This window comes from Pseudomonas sp. AK-TSAG1-1, assembly GCF_056821665.1.
Genome location: NZ_CM165965.1, coordinates 1,724,777 through 1,739,597, shown reverse-complemented (window position 1 = coordinate 1,739,597; position 14,821 = coordinate 1,724,777). Strand labels below are relative to the sequence as shown.

The following is a 14,821-nucleotide window of genomic DNA, read 5'->3' as shown; positions in this document are numbered from 1 at the left end:
GACCTTATACCTTGTGCCTTATAAAGGCTGGGTGGAAACGCCCGCCGCAGCGTAGTTTTCAAAACTGTTCATCTGCTTGGCTATCTGCGAAATCTTCGTCGCGTAGTTCGGGTCGGTCGCGTAACCGGCCTTTTGCAACTCGCGTACAAACTGTTCTGGGTTATCGGCCGACTTCACAACATCTTGATAGCGATTGTTGGTCTGCAGCAAAGTCACCAGATCGTGGAAACTGTCTTTGTACGAGGCGTAGGAACGGAACTCGGCCGTCTCCTTGACCATCTGCCCGTTGCGGAACTCGCTGGTGATCGCCCGCGCCGAATCGCCGGTCCAGTTGCTGCTGGCCTTGATGCCGAACAGGTTGTGACTGCTGCTGCCATCCTGGGCGCGCATGACCGATTTGCCCCAGCCGGTTTCCAGCGCGGCTTGCGCCACCAGATAACGCGGATCGACGCCAATTCGAGCGGCGGCCTCTTTGGCCATCGGCAGCATGGTGTTGACGAATTCGTCGGCGGAGCTGAAGGCGCGCTTGGCCGGAGCCAGCGGAATCTGCGCCATCGCCCGGCCGTAAATCTGCATCTGCCCGCCGGACGCTTTCGCGTCTTCGGCACGGGTCAGCCAGTCGCCGTTGTACAGCGGGCCAGCGCCGGTGGCAGCCGTGGTCGCGGCGCGTTGTGGCAATGCATTGGCCGTGGTCGGCGTGGCCGACGGCACCAGACCTGCGAGCAGACGGTCCGCCAGCTTCGGTGGCAGCGCCAGGCGACGCTTGTTGATCATCGCCATGTCATTGCTGTGCGAGGCTTCGGTATTGGAGACATGCCCGGAGCGCGATGCCCACAACGGACGCTCGCCATTGAGTCGCGATAACGGCCCGTTGGTGGCGGTCGTGCCGGCCGCAATCGGTGTCTGCACGGCAGCGGCTTTCGCGGCTTCCTGCTTGGCGGCAGACGCAGCCGCAGCCTCACCCGGGGCCAACGGCCTGTTCTTCGACATCTGCTTCATCAGCACGTCGGCGAGGCCGATACCACCGCCCTCGCGGGACAGCGAGACGGCCAGTTGCTGGTCGTACATTTCCTGATACTGCTTGGCGGCCGGGGTGTTCATCGGGTTGTCTTTACCCAACGCCTCGGTGGCCGAACGCATCGACTTGAGCATTTCGCCAAGGAACAGCGATTCGAATTCCTGCGCCACCTTGCGCATGTTCGCATCGCTGTTCTTGTCGCCGACCTTGAGCTGGTTCAGACGATTGAGGTCGGAGTAGGAACCCGAATCGCCCGTACCCACCAGACTGCCTTTGCGCATATCCATGGTCGCCGCCCTCAGATCACGATCAGGTCGGCTTGCAACGCGCCGGCCTGTTTCAGTGCTTCGAGAATGGCCATCAGGTCACCCGGTGCCGCGCCGACCTGGTTCACCGCCCGCACGATTTCGTCGAGGGTGGTACCCGGGCCGAACTTGAACATCGGCTTGGCTTCCTGCTGAGCATTGACGCGCGAACGCGGCACAACAGCGGTCTGACCGTTGGACAGCGGACCCGGCTGACTGACGATCGGGTCTTCGGTGATCGTCACCGTGAGGCTGCCGTGGGTCACGGCGGCCGGCGAGACTTTCACGTTCTGGCCGATGACGATGGTGCCGGTGCGCGAGTTGATGATGACTTTCGCCACCGCCTGCCCCGGATCGACTTCGAGGTTTTCCAGGATCGACAGATAGTCGACGCGCTGGCTCGGGTCGAGCGGCGCCGTCACACGAATCGAACCGCCGTCGATGGCTTGCGCCACGCCAGGGCCGAGCATGTCGTTGATCTTGTCGACGATGCGCTTGGCCGTGGTGAAGTCGGAACGGTTGAGGTTCAGCGTCAGGCTGTTGCCCTGGTTGAAACCGCTCGGCACCGAACGCTCCACCGACGCACCGCCCGGGATCCGACCGGCCGACGGAACGTTGACGGTGATCTTCGAACCGTCGCGCCCTTCGGCGTCAAAACCACCGACCACCAGGTTGCCCTGGGCGATGGCGTAGACGTTGCCGTCGATACCCTTGAGCGGGGTCAGCAACAGGGTGCCACCGCGCAGGCTCTTGGAGTTACCGATGGAAGACACGGTGATATCGACCTGCTGACCCGGCTTGGCGAACGCCGGCAGATCGGCACTCACCGACACCGCCGCGACGTTTTTCAGCTGCACGTTGCCCGACCCTGGCGGCACCTTGATGCCGAACTGCGAGAGCATGTTGTTGAAGGTCTGCAGGGTGAACGGGGTTTGCGTCGTCTGGTCGCCGGTGCCGTTAAGCCCGACCACCAGGCCGTAACCGATCAACTGGTTGGAGCGCACGCCGGAAATGCTGGCGATATCTTTCAGCCGCTCGGCGTGGGCACCAAAGGCTGCGGACAACAGGGCCGCAGCCAGCATGAGGCTCTTGAAATTCAAAGTCGCCACCTAGAAAGGGAACAGCGGGCTGAGGAAGAAACGGTCGAACCAGCCTGGCTGACTCGCATCGGCAAACGAACCGGTGCCCGAGTAGGTGATGCGCGCATCGGCGACACGGGTCGACGACACGGTGTTGTCGGTCGCGATGTCATCGGCACGCACCAGACCTGCGATCCGCACCAGCTCGTCGCCGGTGTTGAGGGTCATCCACTTCTCGCCGCGCACAGCGATGATGCCGTTAGGCAGCACGTCGGCCACGGTCACAGTGATCGAACCGGTCAGGGTGTTGCCCTGCGCCGCCTTGCTGTCGCCTTTGGTCGCACGGTCGCCGCTGTAGCCGACGTCCAGGCTCAGGTCGTTACCACCCAACGGGTTGTTGGTGGTACCGCTACCGCCGAACAGCGAGGTCAGGCCGATGCCGGTCTTGCTGTTCTTGGCCACTTGCGAGTTGGCGTTCTTGCTCGCCTGGGTCTTCTCGTTCAGGGTGATGGTGATGATGTCACCGACCCGGAACGCCTTGCGGTCGCTGTACAGGTTCTGCTCGAAGCCGGCCTGATAGATCGAGCCGTTGTTGGCCGCAGCCGGCAATGGCGTGCGCGGCAACACCGGGGCGTAGTAAGGGTCATTGGGCTTGGGCGTCGGTGCGACGCAGCCCGCGAGCGAGACGACCCCACCCAATGCCAGAACAGATACGAAGCGTTTCATGACCCTACCTCACGGTGTTGCTGGCGGCCTCATGGCCGCCCCATAGACTTGATTACAGATTCTGCGTTACGAACGAGAGCATCTGGTCGGCGGTGGAGATCACCTTGGAGTTCATCTCGTAGGCACGTTGAGTGGTGATCATGTTGACCATCTCTTCAACGGTGCTGACGTTGGAACCTTCCAGGGTGTTCTGCAGCGTGGTACCGAAACCGTTCAGGCCCGGGGTGCCGATTTGCGGCGCGCCGGAAGCAGCGGTTTCCAGGAACAGGTTGTTGCCCACGGCTTGCAGACCGGCCGGGTTGATGAAGTCGGCGGTTTGCAGGTTGCCGATCACCTGAGCGGCCGGGTTGCCTGGAACGGTGATGGACACCGTGCCGTCGGTGCCGACGGTGAAGCTCTGGGCGTTGTTCGGAATGACGATGGCCGGTTCCAGGGCGAAACCGCTGGCGTTGACGATCTGGCCATTGGAATCGAGATGGAAAGTACCGTCACGGGTGTAGGACGTGGTGCCGTCCGGCTGCAGGATCTGGAAGAAACCGCGACCGTCGATGGCCATGTCCAGCGGCTGCTCGGTGGTTTGCAGGCTGCCGGCAGTGAAGTTTTTCTGGGTGCCGACGATGCGCACACCCGTACCCAGTTGCAGACCCGACGGCAGTTCGCTGTCCTGGGTCGACTGGGCGCCTGGCTGACGCTTGATCTGATACAGCAGGTCCTGGAACTCGGCGCGGTCACGTTTGAAACCCGTGGTCGAAACGTTCGCCAGGTTGTTGGAAATGGTGGTCAGGTTGGTGTCCTGGGCGGACAGACCGGTTTTGGCAACCCATAGAGCCGGAAGCATTCGATTCTCCTCGTGCGCCTGTTTTACGGCGCGACGTTCTGATAATTAGCTGATCTGCAAGACCCGAGCCATGGCCTGGTCGTCGTCTTTGGCGGTGTTCATCATCTTGACGTGCAATTCAAACTGTTTGGCCAGCGCCAGCACCGACGTCATTTCTTCCACGGCGTTGACGTTGCTCGACTCAAGGAAACCCGACACCAGTTTGACATTGGCATCGGCCGGCGCCGGCTGGCCGTCCTTGGTGTAGATCGAGCCGTCGAGGCCTTTGTTGAGGTTCTTGATGTCCGGGTTGACCAGTTTGATCCGGTCGACTTCCGCCATGACGCGCGGGCCTTCGCCCATCGCACGAATACTGATGGTGCCGTCTTCACCGACTTCGACCTGCTGCTCTGGCGGCACGGCGATCGGACCGCCATTACCCATCACGGCCATGCCGTTGCCAGCGCGCAGCACGCCAAGGGCGTCGATGTTGAGGCTGCCGGTGCGCACGTAGCTTTCGCCACCGTTGGGGTTCTGCACGGCAATGAAGCCGTTGCCGGTCACGGCCACGTCGAGGTCACGCCCGGTCTGCACCAGCGAACCTGCGGTGAAGTCGGTGGCGGGCCGCTCGCTCATGGCAAACGCACGCGCCGGAAAGCTGTCACCGAACACCGGCATCGAACGCGCCTGCTCCAGGTCGCGCTGAAAACCATTGGTGGAGATGTTCGCCAGGTTGTTGGCATGCGCCTTTTGCGCCAGTGCGTTCTGACTGGCGCCGGTCATTGCCACATAAAGGTACTTGTCCACACTCTTTCCTCTGCATGCCGGACGTTTGCCGCCCACCGCTGTACTGCTGAGCCATAAGCAATTTGCAGACCAACTTTTTTCTGGCGGCTTGCGGCCCGGTAAACAAAGGACTTGCGGGCAAGTGAGGGGAAATTTGAAATGTATCGAAGTCGAAAAACCGGCGGTGTTATGCCGCTTGGTGGCAAAGCCTGACAGAGAGGATGCCTGGACCACCGCTTTCGCGAGCTGGCTCGCTCCCACAGGGATTGCCTTTCAAAGTGGGAGCGAGCCTGCTCGCGAAGAGATCGTCACAGGCCATGTGTTCGCGCGCTATGACTCGCTTTTGCCAACCTCATACTCACGCAGCTTATTGGCAATGGTCGTGTGCGAAACCCCCAACCGCTTGCCCAGTTGCCGACTGCTCGGGTGCTCGGAATACAGTCGTTCCAGCACCGCTTTCTCGAAGCGCCCGACGATCTCGTCCAGCCCCCCTTCCAGCGAGAAATCGCCAAGCGGCTGACGCACGCCATAGTCCGGCAAGCGAATATGCTCAGCCTTGACCGTGCCGCCGTCGCACAGCGAAACCGCCTGAAACAGCACGTTCTCCAACTGCCGCACGTTGCCCGGCCAGTGATAGTGACTGAGGCGATCCATCGCCGCCGGCGCCAGTTTGGGCAGTGAACAACCGATTTGGCGGCTGGCCTGATCAAGGAAGTGCTCAACCAGCGGCGTCAAACCGTCGAGGCATTCACGCAGCGGCGGAATGTGCAGCGAAAGCACGTTCAAGCGGTGATACAAGTCCTGACGAAACTCGCCGCGGGCGCACAGCTCGGACAAGTCGACCTGGGTCGCGCAGATCACCCGCACATCCAGATACACCTCCTCATCACTGCCGACCCGGCGGAAGCAACCATCCTGCAGAAAGCGCAACAACTTGACCTGCAAGCGCGGGCTCATTTCACCCACGCCATCGAGGAACAGCGTGCCGCCCGCCGTCAGCTCCAGCAGGCCGAGCTTGCCTTCGGCTCGCGCCCCTTCGAAAGCACCGGGGCCATAGCCAAACAGCTCGGTCTCGGCCATCGACTCCGGCAGCCCCGCGCAGTTGAGCGCCATCAACGGCGACTGCCCGCGCGGGCTGGCGAGGTGGCAGGCGCGCGCCAGCAACTCTTTGCCGGTGCCGGTTTCGCCTTCTATCAATAGCGGCGCATCCAGCGGCGCCATGCGTCGTGCTTCGCGCACCACCGCCGCCATGACTTTGGAACTCTGGAAGATGCTGTCGAAGCCCCGCAGTTCCTGCTTGCGCACGTTATAGATGCGCTCGCCAACGCGATCGGCACGGTGCAAGGTCAGGACCGCGCCGGCCATGGCTTCGCTGTCGTCGTGCTCCGATTGCAGTGGCGCGATGTCGGCGAGAAAGATGTCGCCCTTGACCTTGACGCGCATGCCGTTGATCCGCGACTTGTTGGCGCGCACCAGTTCCGGCAGGTCAAAATCCTCGGCATACCGTGACAACGGAATCCCCGGTACCTCATCCACGCGAACCCCGAGCAACTGCGCGGCGGCACGGTTGGCCGCGACGATCGAGCCGCCCATGTCGATCGACAGCACCGGGAATTCCAGCGCACCGAGCAACGCATTCAACTCCATGTGCCGGCGCTCGCTAGGCATCAGCCCGACGCGCTTGACGCCAAACACGCCGGCAATCGCCTCGAACTTCGGCCGCAACGCCTGGAACTGAATGTTGATCAGGTTCGGGCAGTGCAGGTAGATCGCATTGCCGTGCTCGCCCCCCACCTCGCCGCGCGCGACGTTGATCCCGTACTCCACCAGCAGATTGAGGATGTCGCGCAGGATGCCGATGCGGTTCTGGCAGTGGACTTTGATACGCATAAAAACGCCCCGACGCTAGAAAAGTAAGTGCGGCACGACTCCTGTGGGAGCGGGCTTACTCGCGAAAGCGGTGGGCCGCTACTGATGAGGTGGCTGACAGGGCCTCTTCGCGAGCAAGCCCGCTCCCACAATGGAAAGTGCCGGGCCAAGTTGCGGCGCACCATCAGATGTTTCTGAGGTGGCGCGCAGATAATTGTCAAGATTATGTGACAGCCACCAGCCTTTTCAAACCCGAAAATCACCGCAAACGCGAGATACCCATCAAAGCGTAACGATTTTTTTACGAAATCCGGCGAATTTTCCTACAAGAAGCACCTTCAACCTGCTGCATCCCTCCTTACTCTCAGGTAATTCTGAATCCATCGCTGGACATAACAAGAACGAATTCCCCTAGCAGGAGAGCAGTATGAAGCAGACGCAATACGTGGCCCGCGAGCCCGATGCGCAAGGTTTTATCGACTACCCCGCCGAAGAACACGCGGTGTGGAACACGCTGATCACCCGCCAGTTGAAAGTGATCGAGGGTCGCGCGTGCCAGGAGTACCTGGACGGTATCGAAAAACTCGGTCTGCCCCACGACCGCATTCCGCAACTGGGCGAGATCAACAAGGTGCTCGGTGAGACCACCGGTTGGCAGGTTGCCCGCGTTCCTGCACTGATTCCTTTCCAGACCTTCTTCGAATTGCTCGCCAGCAAGCAGTTTCCGGTGGCCACGTTCATTCGTACCCGCGAAGAACTGGACTACCTGCAAGAGCCGGACATTTTCCACGAGATCTTTGGTCACTGCCCGCTGCTGACCAACCCGTGGTTCGCCGAATTCACCCACACCTACGGCAAACTCGGCCTGCAGGCCACCAAGGAAGAACGCGTGTATCTGGCGCGTCTGTACTGGATGACCATCGAGTTCGGCCTGGTCGACACCCCGCAAGGCAAGCGCATCTATGGCGGCGGCATCCTGTCCTCGCCCAAGGAAACCGTTTACTCGCTGTCGGACGAGCCTGAGCATCAGGCCTTCGATCCGCTGGAAGCCATGCGCACGCCGTATCGCATCGACATCCTGCAACCGCTGTACTTTGTCCTGCCGAACCTCAAGCGTCTGTTCGACGTTGCCCATGAAGACATCATGGCCATGGTTCGCCAAGGCATGCAGCTGGGGCTGCACGCACCGAAGTTTCCACCAAAACCGAAAGCCGCGTGATCCGCGACTTTCGCTGACAATTGAGTCTGTCAGTCGCCGCCACTTTGGTTTAGCGTGACGGCATTGACGGCCCGATAGCTTTTATAAAAAAAACACACTCGATTTCAGGAATCACACCATGTCCACTTTGAACCAAGCCCACTGCGAAGCCTGCCGTGCCGATGCGCCACAAGTCAGCGACGAAGAACTGCCGATCCTGATCAAGCAGATCCCTGACTGGAACATCGAAGTTCGCGACAGCATCATGCAGCTGGAGAAAGTTTTCCTGTTCAAGAACTTCAAGCACGCACTGGCCTTCACCAATGCCGTCGGCGAGATCTCCGAGGCCGAAGGTCACCACCCGGGTCTGCTGACCGAGTGGGGCAAAGTCACCGTGACCTGGTGGAGCCACTCGATCAAAGGCCTGCACCGCAACGACTTCATCATGGCCGCGCGCACTGACGAAGTGGCCAAGACCGCAGAAGGACGCAAGTAATGCACTTCGACGCCATCGGCCGGGTACCCGGCGACCCGATTCTCGGTTTGATGGAGGCCTATGCGCAGGACAGCAACCCGCGCAAGTTCGACCTCGGCGTTGGCGTCTACAAGGATGCCCAGGGCCTGACGCCGATTCCCGAAGCGGTGAAGATCGCCGAGGCGCGGCTGGTCGAGAGCCAGGACACCAAGACCTACATCGGTGGTCACGGCAACCCGCTGTTCGGCAAGGTCATCAACGAACTGGTGCTCGGCGCCGACTCCACGTTGATCGCTGAACAGCGCGCCGGCGCCACCCAGACTCCGGGCGGTACCGGTGCCCTGCGTCTGGCTGCCGACTTCATCGCTCAGTGCCTGCCGGGCAAGGGCGTGTGGCTGAGCAACCCGACCTGGCCGATCCACGAAACGATTTTCGCCGCAGCCGGGGTCAAGGTCAGTCACTACCCGTACGTGGGCAGCGACAACCGCCTCGACGTCGACGCGATGCTCGCAGTGCTCAATGAAGTACCGAAAGGCGATGTGGTGCTGCTGCATGCGTGCTGCCATAACCCGACCGGTTTCGACCTGAATCACGGCGACTGGCAGCGCGTGCTGGACGTGGTGCGCAGCCGTAATCTGCTGCCGCTGATCGACTTTGCCTATCAGGGCTTTGGCGACGGGCTGGAGCAGGATGCGTGGTCGACCCGGCTGTTTGCCAGCGAGTTGCCGGAAGTGCTGATCACCAGCTCTTGCTCGAAGAACTTCGGCCTGTACCGCGACCGCACCGGTGCGCTGATTGTCTGCGCGAAAACCGCCGACAAGCTCATCGACATCCGTAGCCAACTGGCCAACATCGCCCGCAACCTGTGGTCGACACCACCGGATCACGGCGCGGCAGTGGTCGCGACCATCCTTGCCGACCCGGAGCTGAAAAGCCGCTGGGCCGACGAAGTGGAAGCCATGCGTCTGCGCATCGCGCAATTGCGCAGTGGCTTGGTTGAAGCGCTGGAACCGCATGGCCTGCGCGAGCGTTTTGCACACATCGGTGTGCAGCGCGGGATGTTCTCCTACACCGGCCTGTCGCCGGAGCAGGTGAAACAGCTGCGTGAGCATCACAGCGTGTACATGGTCAGCTCGGGCCGGGCGAACGTTGCCGGGATCGATGCCACGCGCCTGGCCTTGCTGGCTGAAGCCATCGCCACCGTCTGCCAATAGTGACTGCGACATAAAACACAGTGGGAGCGGGCTTGCTCGCGAAAGCGGAGTATCAGACGACAATCAAGTTGCCTGATGCACCGCCTTCGCGAGCAAGCCCGCTCCCACATTTGCTTTGCAGTGATCTTTTGCTTTTCGCGCCCCCTGCGGCCATCTGTCGCATTATTTTCAATTAAAAGTCTGATTGTCATTTTTCCTGCTGTATCCTGCGCAGGCTTTCAAGAAGCGCGGATCTACCAGATCTATCAACAGACTTAGCGAGGAGCGCAACCATGCACGAGATTCCTAATCTCCCCTTCCCAAGCCTGCACGTACCTGAGCAGACGACCACGCAACAAGCCGGCGCACAGCAGCCCGAACCGAAAGAAGCCGTTGAGAGCCGCAAGGCCGACAGCGAAGAGTAAAACCCGCCGTACAGACCGTGTGGAAAGCGCTAAGATGCGCTTTCCACACTGCCTGAAACCGAGCCCGCCATGACCGACGAATTTTCTGAAAGCCAAGCCGCCGTCCTGATCGGCGCCACCGAGAAAATGATCGAGATCTGGAACCGCCTCTCCCCGGAAAAACAGGCCGCCCTGCTCGCCCGTTTCGGCAGCGAAGAAAACGCCCTCGCCGCCCTCGTCACCACACAACTGGTCGCCCCGGCCAAGTCGTGAATCTGCCTTGCGGCAAATAGTTTTACTTTTCCCCGCCCCTGACACGTTCGCGCCGGTATCATAAGCAGCCTATCTAATCCTGCTTTCCTGTGGATCGTTTCCCATGTCGTCCTCTATGTCAGAGCCGCAGCGCCCCCTGGCGGTCACGCTGCAAGTCGTGTCCATCGTCCTCTTCACCTTCATCGGTTACCTGAACATCGGCATTCCGCTCGCTGTATTGCCGGGCTATGTCCACAGCGACCTGGGCTTCGGTGCGGTGATCGCGGGGCTGGTGATCAGCGTGCAATACCTCGCCACCCTTCTCAGCCGCCCGTACGCCGGCAAGATCATCGACAACCAGGGCAGCAAACGCGCGGTGATGATCGGTCTGGCCGGTTGTGGCTTGAGCGGTGTGTTCATGCTGATTTCGGCCTGGACACCCCACTTGCCGATGTTCAGCCTGATCAGCCTGCTGGTTGGGCGGCTGGTGCTGGGCAGCGCGGAAAGCCTGGTCGGCTCGGGGTCGATTGGCTGGGGCATCGGTCGGGTCGGCGCGGCAAATACCGCCAAAGTGATCTCGTGGAACGGCATCGCCAGTTACGGTGCACTGGCGGTTGGTGCGCCGTTCGGGGTGTGGCTGGTCGGCCAGTTGGGATTGTGGAGCATGGGCGTCAGCATCATCTTGCTGGCGGCGCTGGGCCTGCTGCTGGCCTGGCCGAAAACCGCCGCGCCGATTGTCGCCGGTGAGCGCCTGCCGTTCATGCATGTGCTCGGACGCGTATTCCCGCACGGCTGCGGACTGGCACTGGGCTCGATCGGTTTCGGCACCATCGCCACCTTCATCACCCTGTATTACGCCACCCGGCACTGGGACAACGCGGTGCTGTGCCTGAGCCTGTTCGGTGCCAGCTTCATCGGCGCGCGACTGCTGTTCGGCAACCTGATCAACCGCCTCGGCGGTTTCCGCGTGGCGATTGCCTGCCTGTCGGTGGAGACTCTGGGCCTGTTACTGCTGTGGCTGGCGCCGGACGCGCATTGGGCGCTGGCGGGGGCGGCGTTGAGCGGTTTCGGTTTCTCGCTGGTGTTTCCGGCGCTGGGTGTGGAAGCGGTGAACCTGGTGCCGGCCTCCAGCCGTGGTGCAGCGGTCGGCGCCTATTCGTTGTTCATCGATTTGTCGCTGGGGATCACCGGGCCATTGGCCGGGGCGATTGCGGCGGGGTTTGGTTTTGCTTCGATCTTTCTGTTCGCCGCCCTCGCCTCACTCAGCGGACTGGCGTTGAGCGTGTACCTGTACAAGCACACGGCGAAGTATCGCGAAGACTAGAAATCCACCTTGCCACGCCCGGCCTTGATGCTGCCGCGCTTGGTTTTCGACTCAAGCCGACGCTTCTTCGAGCCGAGGGTCGGCTTGGTCGGGCGGCGCTTCTTTTCGACTTTGGTGGCGCTGAGTATCAGCTCGACCAAACGCTCCAGCGCATCCGCGCGGTTGGCTTCCTGCGTGCGGTATTGCTGGGCCTTGATGATCAACACGCCATCGCTGGTGATGCGACTGTCGCGCAGCGCCAGCAACCGCTCCTTGTAGAATTCGGGCAAGGACGAGGCCGGAATGTCGAAGCGCAGGTGCACCGCGCTGGAAACCTTGTTGACGTTCTGCCCACCGGCGCCTTGCGCGCGGATGGCGGTCAGTTCGATCTCGGCATCCGGCAAATGCACGTTGTTGGAAATCACCAGCATGGAAAAACGTCCGTATTCAGAGTGTGCAGGATACCCCGAAACAGACCGCGAACCTGCTGAAGATCCACTGCAGCTATTCGCCGGTTCGCGATGAGGTGATAGCAATCGACATCGATTTGTCAGAAATCAATCAGTCGGTCCCTGAGTGAATCCAGCCTCATTCCACCTTAAAATAGACGCTCGCGGACTCGCGAGCGTTTCTGGACTGTGCACCGAGTTCCAAGCCTATTTCGAGTATCATCTGCACCTTGCCCTCAAGACCTCAATGCAGGAAGCATACCCATGACCAACAAAGCAGTTATCGTATTCAGCGGCGGACAGGACTCCACCACGTGCTTGATCCACGCCCTGACCCACTACGATGAAGTCCACTGCATCACGTTCGACTATGGTCAGCGTCATCACGCGGAAATTGAAGTGGCGCAGCAGCTGTCGAAAAAGCTCGGCGTGACCGTGCATAAAACGCTGGATGTGTCCTTGCTCAATGAGCTGGCCATCAGCAGCCTGACCCGCGATAACATTCCGGTTCCGACCGTGAACAGCTCCGGCGAGAGCTTGCCAAGCACCTTTGTTCCGGGGCGGAACATTCTGTTTCTGACCCTGGCCTCTATCTATGCCTATCAAGTCCAGGCCAAAACGGTCATTACCGGTGTTTGTGAAACCGACTTCTCGGGCTATCCCGATTGCCGGGATGAGTTCGTCAAGGCCTTGAATAAAGCCCTTGAATTGGGCATGGATTACAAGCTGCAACTGGACACGCCACTGATGTGGCTCAACAAGGCAGAGACCTGGGCCTTGGCTGATTACCACAATCAACTGGAGCTGGTTCGCGAAGAAACACTGACTTGCTACAACGGCATCAAAGGCGTCGGATGTTCCGATTGCGATGCCTGCAACCTTCGCGCAAAAGGCCTGAATGAGTTCCTGAATAACAAAGCGCAGGTGACTCAACGCTTGAAAGATAAACTTGGCTTAAAGTAACCCACGACCAGAAGCGCTCACTCGAGCATGCCGAGTGAGCGCCTTCCTCTGCTTACTGCGTCTGCGCACCCGTCAGGTATTTCTTGAACAAAGACCTTGCCCCGTAGGCCGGCAAGATATTGAAGAAGGCAAACCCCACCTTGATTGCGATCTGAACGTAGATCATGCCCAGTATTGCGCTGTTTTCCATCGTCCCGTAAAAGGCGATGTAGCAGAAAAGAAAGCTGTCGATGATCACAGCAAACAAAGTGCTTAAAAACACTCGCAAAAACAGAAATCGGGAGCTCGTGAGCTCTTTAATCTTGCACAACAGATATGAATTTATATTCTCGGAAACCAGAAACGATACAGAAGACGCTACCAGGACCGCGGACAACTGACTGATAACATCATTGTAAGCCCCATCGAGCTTCCAACCCGGCAGCCCCGGAAGATGGGTAGTGATGGCCAGCAGAATGATGATCGCGGCATTGCTGATGAACGCGAACAGGATCGCCTTTCGCGCGAGCCTCAGGCCGAACGTTTCATTGAGCAAGTCGACGATCAGAAATGTCAGCGGATAGAGGAAGGTGCCTGGCGTTACGACAATATCGAAATACTCCAGATAAATCGGCTTTGTCGCCGCAATGCTGGTAAAAATGTAAAGCGTGAACAGCATCAGGTTCAGGATGATGTAGATCATCCAGGAACTCTCATGACGGTCATTTATTTCGTAAGCCGTGAGAGCGCCACCCTGCGAGTAAAATTTTTTATAGAGGTTTTTCACTTCGATCTTATTCAGATTATCCATAATCTCACTATTCAACACTTCACTTAACTTTATTTTAATTATTTTGCCTGTCGCAATGACCATGATGACGGCCAGGCTTTTTCCATTCTCGAACCCCAGCAACTTGTACTTGCTGTTTTCCACTTCAACACTGCAATCCATTAAATCGTTCCTCGATTACATCTCCGACCACGCACACACGGTCCGTATCGAAGCTGCCTTCATGGCTTATAGATAACTTCATTGTCACTTTATCATACACCAACTTTTCCCTGTCGCTGGTCGACGCTCCTTTCTGCACGATCAACAGATCGCCGGGTTCATTCATGCCACTTATTTCGTTTTCCAGAAGCACGCCAATCAGGTTGAAGGACGCGCCAAAGTAGTAAGTCAGTGGATAAATCGTGGCCAACTCACCAATTCTCTTATCCAGACTTTGCAGCAGCATACTTTCCTTGATGACAGGCACCGCTGCCGGGTTCATGTTGCCCTGCGGAGAAATACTGCTTTCGATTATTTCCTTTTCTTCAAAATCAATCGTCTCTATTTCTTCATAAGACACGCCGAAGAAATCAGAAATTTTGCGAACAGTGGACTGTTGTACATTGACCACCTTGCCTTCAAGAATGTTATAGATGGTCGTTCGGGTCAAACCACTGGAGTGGCACAGGGATAACTGAGTCTCCCCGCGACTCTTTATCAGGTATTTGATGTTGTTCTTCAGATTCTCCGATCTTTCTCTTCTGTGCATCACATGCTTACCATCCGTTGTTAACTGCAATCAATGTCACGCCCCGAATGATCATTCCGGACATACACAAGTGAGGTAGGAAATTGCAGTTTTATCCCTGTCAGTGCCGCGCAGGATCATAGCACTCTCCCTCCTTGGGTTCGGTATAAAAAGTCAGCTTTCACAGGTCACTTCCTGCCAACTTGCAGGATCATTTCAGCCTCTGTACTGACTCGTTAGTTCCTGTTGCCTTTCACCCGGCGCCTGAAGATCAGCACCGGGCCATGACTGTTTTACACCCGCAACGACGACGAAAAGAATCATTTTCTTTGAAGAATGTTCATTTTTTTGATTAATTCTGTGGCGTTCCTCACTGAAAAATCTATGATGCGTCAAACCGGCGCCTCATCACTCGAGAGTGAAAGAACGAAAGACCGGGGGGCCTGTACAGGGTTTAGTTTTGCGCGCACAGCGGCCAGAACACG

16 protein-coding genes are annotated in these 14,821 nt (G+C 58.8%); 7 read left to right on the top strand and 9 right to left on the bottom strand.

Features of this window, described 5'->3' with window-relative positions; all coding sequences use genetic code 11:
- Positions 1-18: 18 nt before the first annotated feature.
- The 6 genes from flgJ to AC1UK9_RS07940 all read right to left on the bottom strand — a co-directional run bounded on the left by flgJ (position 19) and on the right by AC1UK9_RS07940 (position 6,621).
- Complete coding sequence (gene flgJ, locus AC1UK9_RS07965; RefSeq protein ID WP_482579804.1) at positions 19-1,305, bottom strand: flagellar assembly peptidoglycan hydrolase FlgJ; 1,287 nt, start codon at positions 1,303-1,305, stop codon at positions 19-21.
- An 11-nt stretch (positions 1,306-1,316) separates the two neighbouring features.
- Positions 1,317-2,405 (bottom strand): flagellar basal body P-ring protein FlgI, encoded by a 1,089-nt coding sequence (locus AC1UK9_RS07960; RefSeq protein WP_161794916.1) that lies wholly within the window; start codon positions 2,403-2,405, stop codon positions 1,317-1,319.
- Positions 2,406-2,432: 27 nt separating this feature from the next.
- A complete protein-coding gene (gene flgH / locus AC1UK9_RS07955; RefSeq protein WP_007965503.1) occupies positions 2,433-3,128 on the bottom strand; it encodes a flagellar basal body L-ring protein FlgH in 696 nt (231 codons plus the stop codon).
- A gap of 52 nt (positions 3,129-3,180) precedes the next feature.
- The gene (flgG, locus tag AC1UK9_RS07950; RefSeq protein ID WP_003222804.1) at positions 3,181-3,966 is read right to left on the bottom strand and encodes a flagellar basal-body rod protein FlgG; all 786 of its coding nucleotides are present in this window, start codon (positions 3,964-3,966) and stop codon (positions 3,181-3,183) included.
- 45 nt (positions 3,967-4,011) lie between these two features.
- On the bottom strand, positions 4,012-4,752 hold the full coding sequence (locus tag AC1UK9_RS07945) for a flagellar basal body rod protein FlgF (RefSeq protein ID WP_473014819.1): 741 nt from the start codon (positions 4,750-4,752) through the stop codon (positions 4,012-4,014).
- A 309-nt stretch (positions 4,753-5,061) separates the two neighbouring features.
- Positions 5,062-6,621 (bottom strand): sigma-54-dependent transcriptional regulator, encoded by a 1,560-nt coding sequence (locus AC1UK9_RS07940; protein ID WP_473014818.1) that lies wholly within the window; start codon positions 6,619-6,621, stop codon positions 5,062-5,064.
- Between the two features lie 406 nt (positions 6,622-7,027).
- Between AC1UK9_RS07940 and phhA the strand changes: the two genes are divergently transcribed.
- The 6 genes from phhA (at position 7,028) to AC1UK9_RS07910 (ending at position 11,446) form a co-directional block, all read left to right on the top strand.
- Positions 7,028-7,819, top strand: coding sequence for a phenylalanine 4-monooxygenase (gene phhA / locus AC1UK9_RS07935; RefSeq protein WP_007965510.1), 792 nt, complete (start codon positions 7,028-7,030; stop codon positions 7,817-7,819).
- A gap of 118 nt (positions 7,820-7,937) precedes the next feature.
- Complete coding sequence (locus tag AC1UK9_RS07930) at positions 7,938-8,294, top strand: 4a-hydroxytetrahydrobiopterin dehydratase (RefSeq protein ID WP_003222798.1); 357 nt, start codon at positions 7,938-7,940, stop codon at positions 8,292-8,294.
- Complete coding sequence (locus tag AC1UK9_RS07925; protein WP_473014817.1) at positions 8,294-9,487, top strand: amino acid aminotransferase; 1,194 nt, start codon at positions 8,294-8,296, stop codon at positions 9,485-9,487. The genes AC1UK9_RS07930 and AC1UK9_RS07925 overlap by 1 nt, the downstream gene beginning before the upstream one ends.
- Before the next feature lie 272 nt (positions 9,488-9,759).
- Entirely contained in the window at positions 9,760-9,891 is a 132-nt protein-coding gene (locus AC1UK9_RS07920) for a hypothetical protein (RefSeq protein WP_256214777.1), read from the top strand.
- Between the two features lie 69 nt (positions 9,892-9,960).
- Positions 9,961-10,143: a hypothetical protein gene (locus AC1UK9_RS07915; RefSeq protein ID WP_025113527.1), complete on the top strand. Its 183-nt coding sequence runs from the start codon at positions 9,961-9,963 to the stop codon at positions 10,141-10,143.
- A gap of 115 nt (positions 10,144-10,258) precedes the next feature.
- Entirely contained in the window at positions 10,259-11,446 is a 1,188-nt protein-coding gene (locus AC1UK9_RS07910; RefSeq protein ID WP_473015973.1) for an MFS transporter, read from the top strand.
- Here the strand turns inward: AC1UK9_RS07910 and arfB are convergent.
- Positions 11,443-11,856, bottom strand: a complete 414-nt coding sequence (gene arfB, locus AC1UK9_RS07905) for an alternative ribosome rescue aminoacyl-tRNA hydrolase ArfB (protein ID WP_095050152.1) — start codon at positions 11,854-11,856, stop codon at positions 11,443-11,445. The two genes, AC1UK9_RS07910 and arfB, sit on opposite strands and share 4 nt — an antisense overlap.
- Positions 11,857-12,138: 282 nt before the next feature.
- On the opposite strand from arfB, the gene queC reads away from it, so the two are divergent.
- Complete coding sequence (gene queC / locus AC1UK9_RS07900) at positions 12,139-12,837, top strand: 7-cyano-7-deazaguanine synthase QueC (protein ID WP_025110551.1); 699 nt, start codon at positions 12,139-12,141, stop codon at positions 12,835-12,837.
- A gap of 52 nt (positions 12,838-12,889) precedes the next feature.
- Here the strand turns inward: queC and AC1UK9_RS07895 are convergent, their stop codons facing one another.
- Positions 12,890-13,768 carry a queuosine precursor transporter gene (locus tag AC1UK9_RS07895; RefSeq protein ID WP_025110552.1) on the bottom strand — a complete coding sequence of 293 codons (879 nt, stop codon included), beginning with the start codon at positions 13,766-13,768 and terminating at the stop codon, positions 12,890-12,892.
- Positions 13,752-14,357 carry a helix-turn-helix transcriptional regulator gene (locus AC1UK9_RS07890; protein ID WP_473014815.1) on the bottom strand — a complete coding sequence of 202 codons (606 nt, stop codon included), beginning with the start codon at positions 14,355-14,357 and terminating at the stop codon, positions 13,752-13,754. The genes AC1UK9_RS07895 and AC1UK9_RS07890 overlap by 17 nt, the downstream gene beginning before the upstream one ends.
- Positions 14,358-14,821 lie beyond the last annotated feature (464 nt).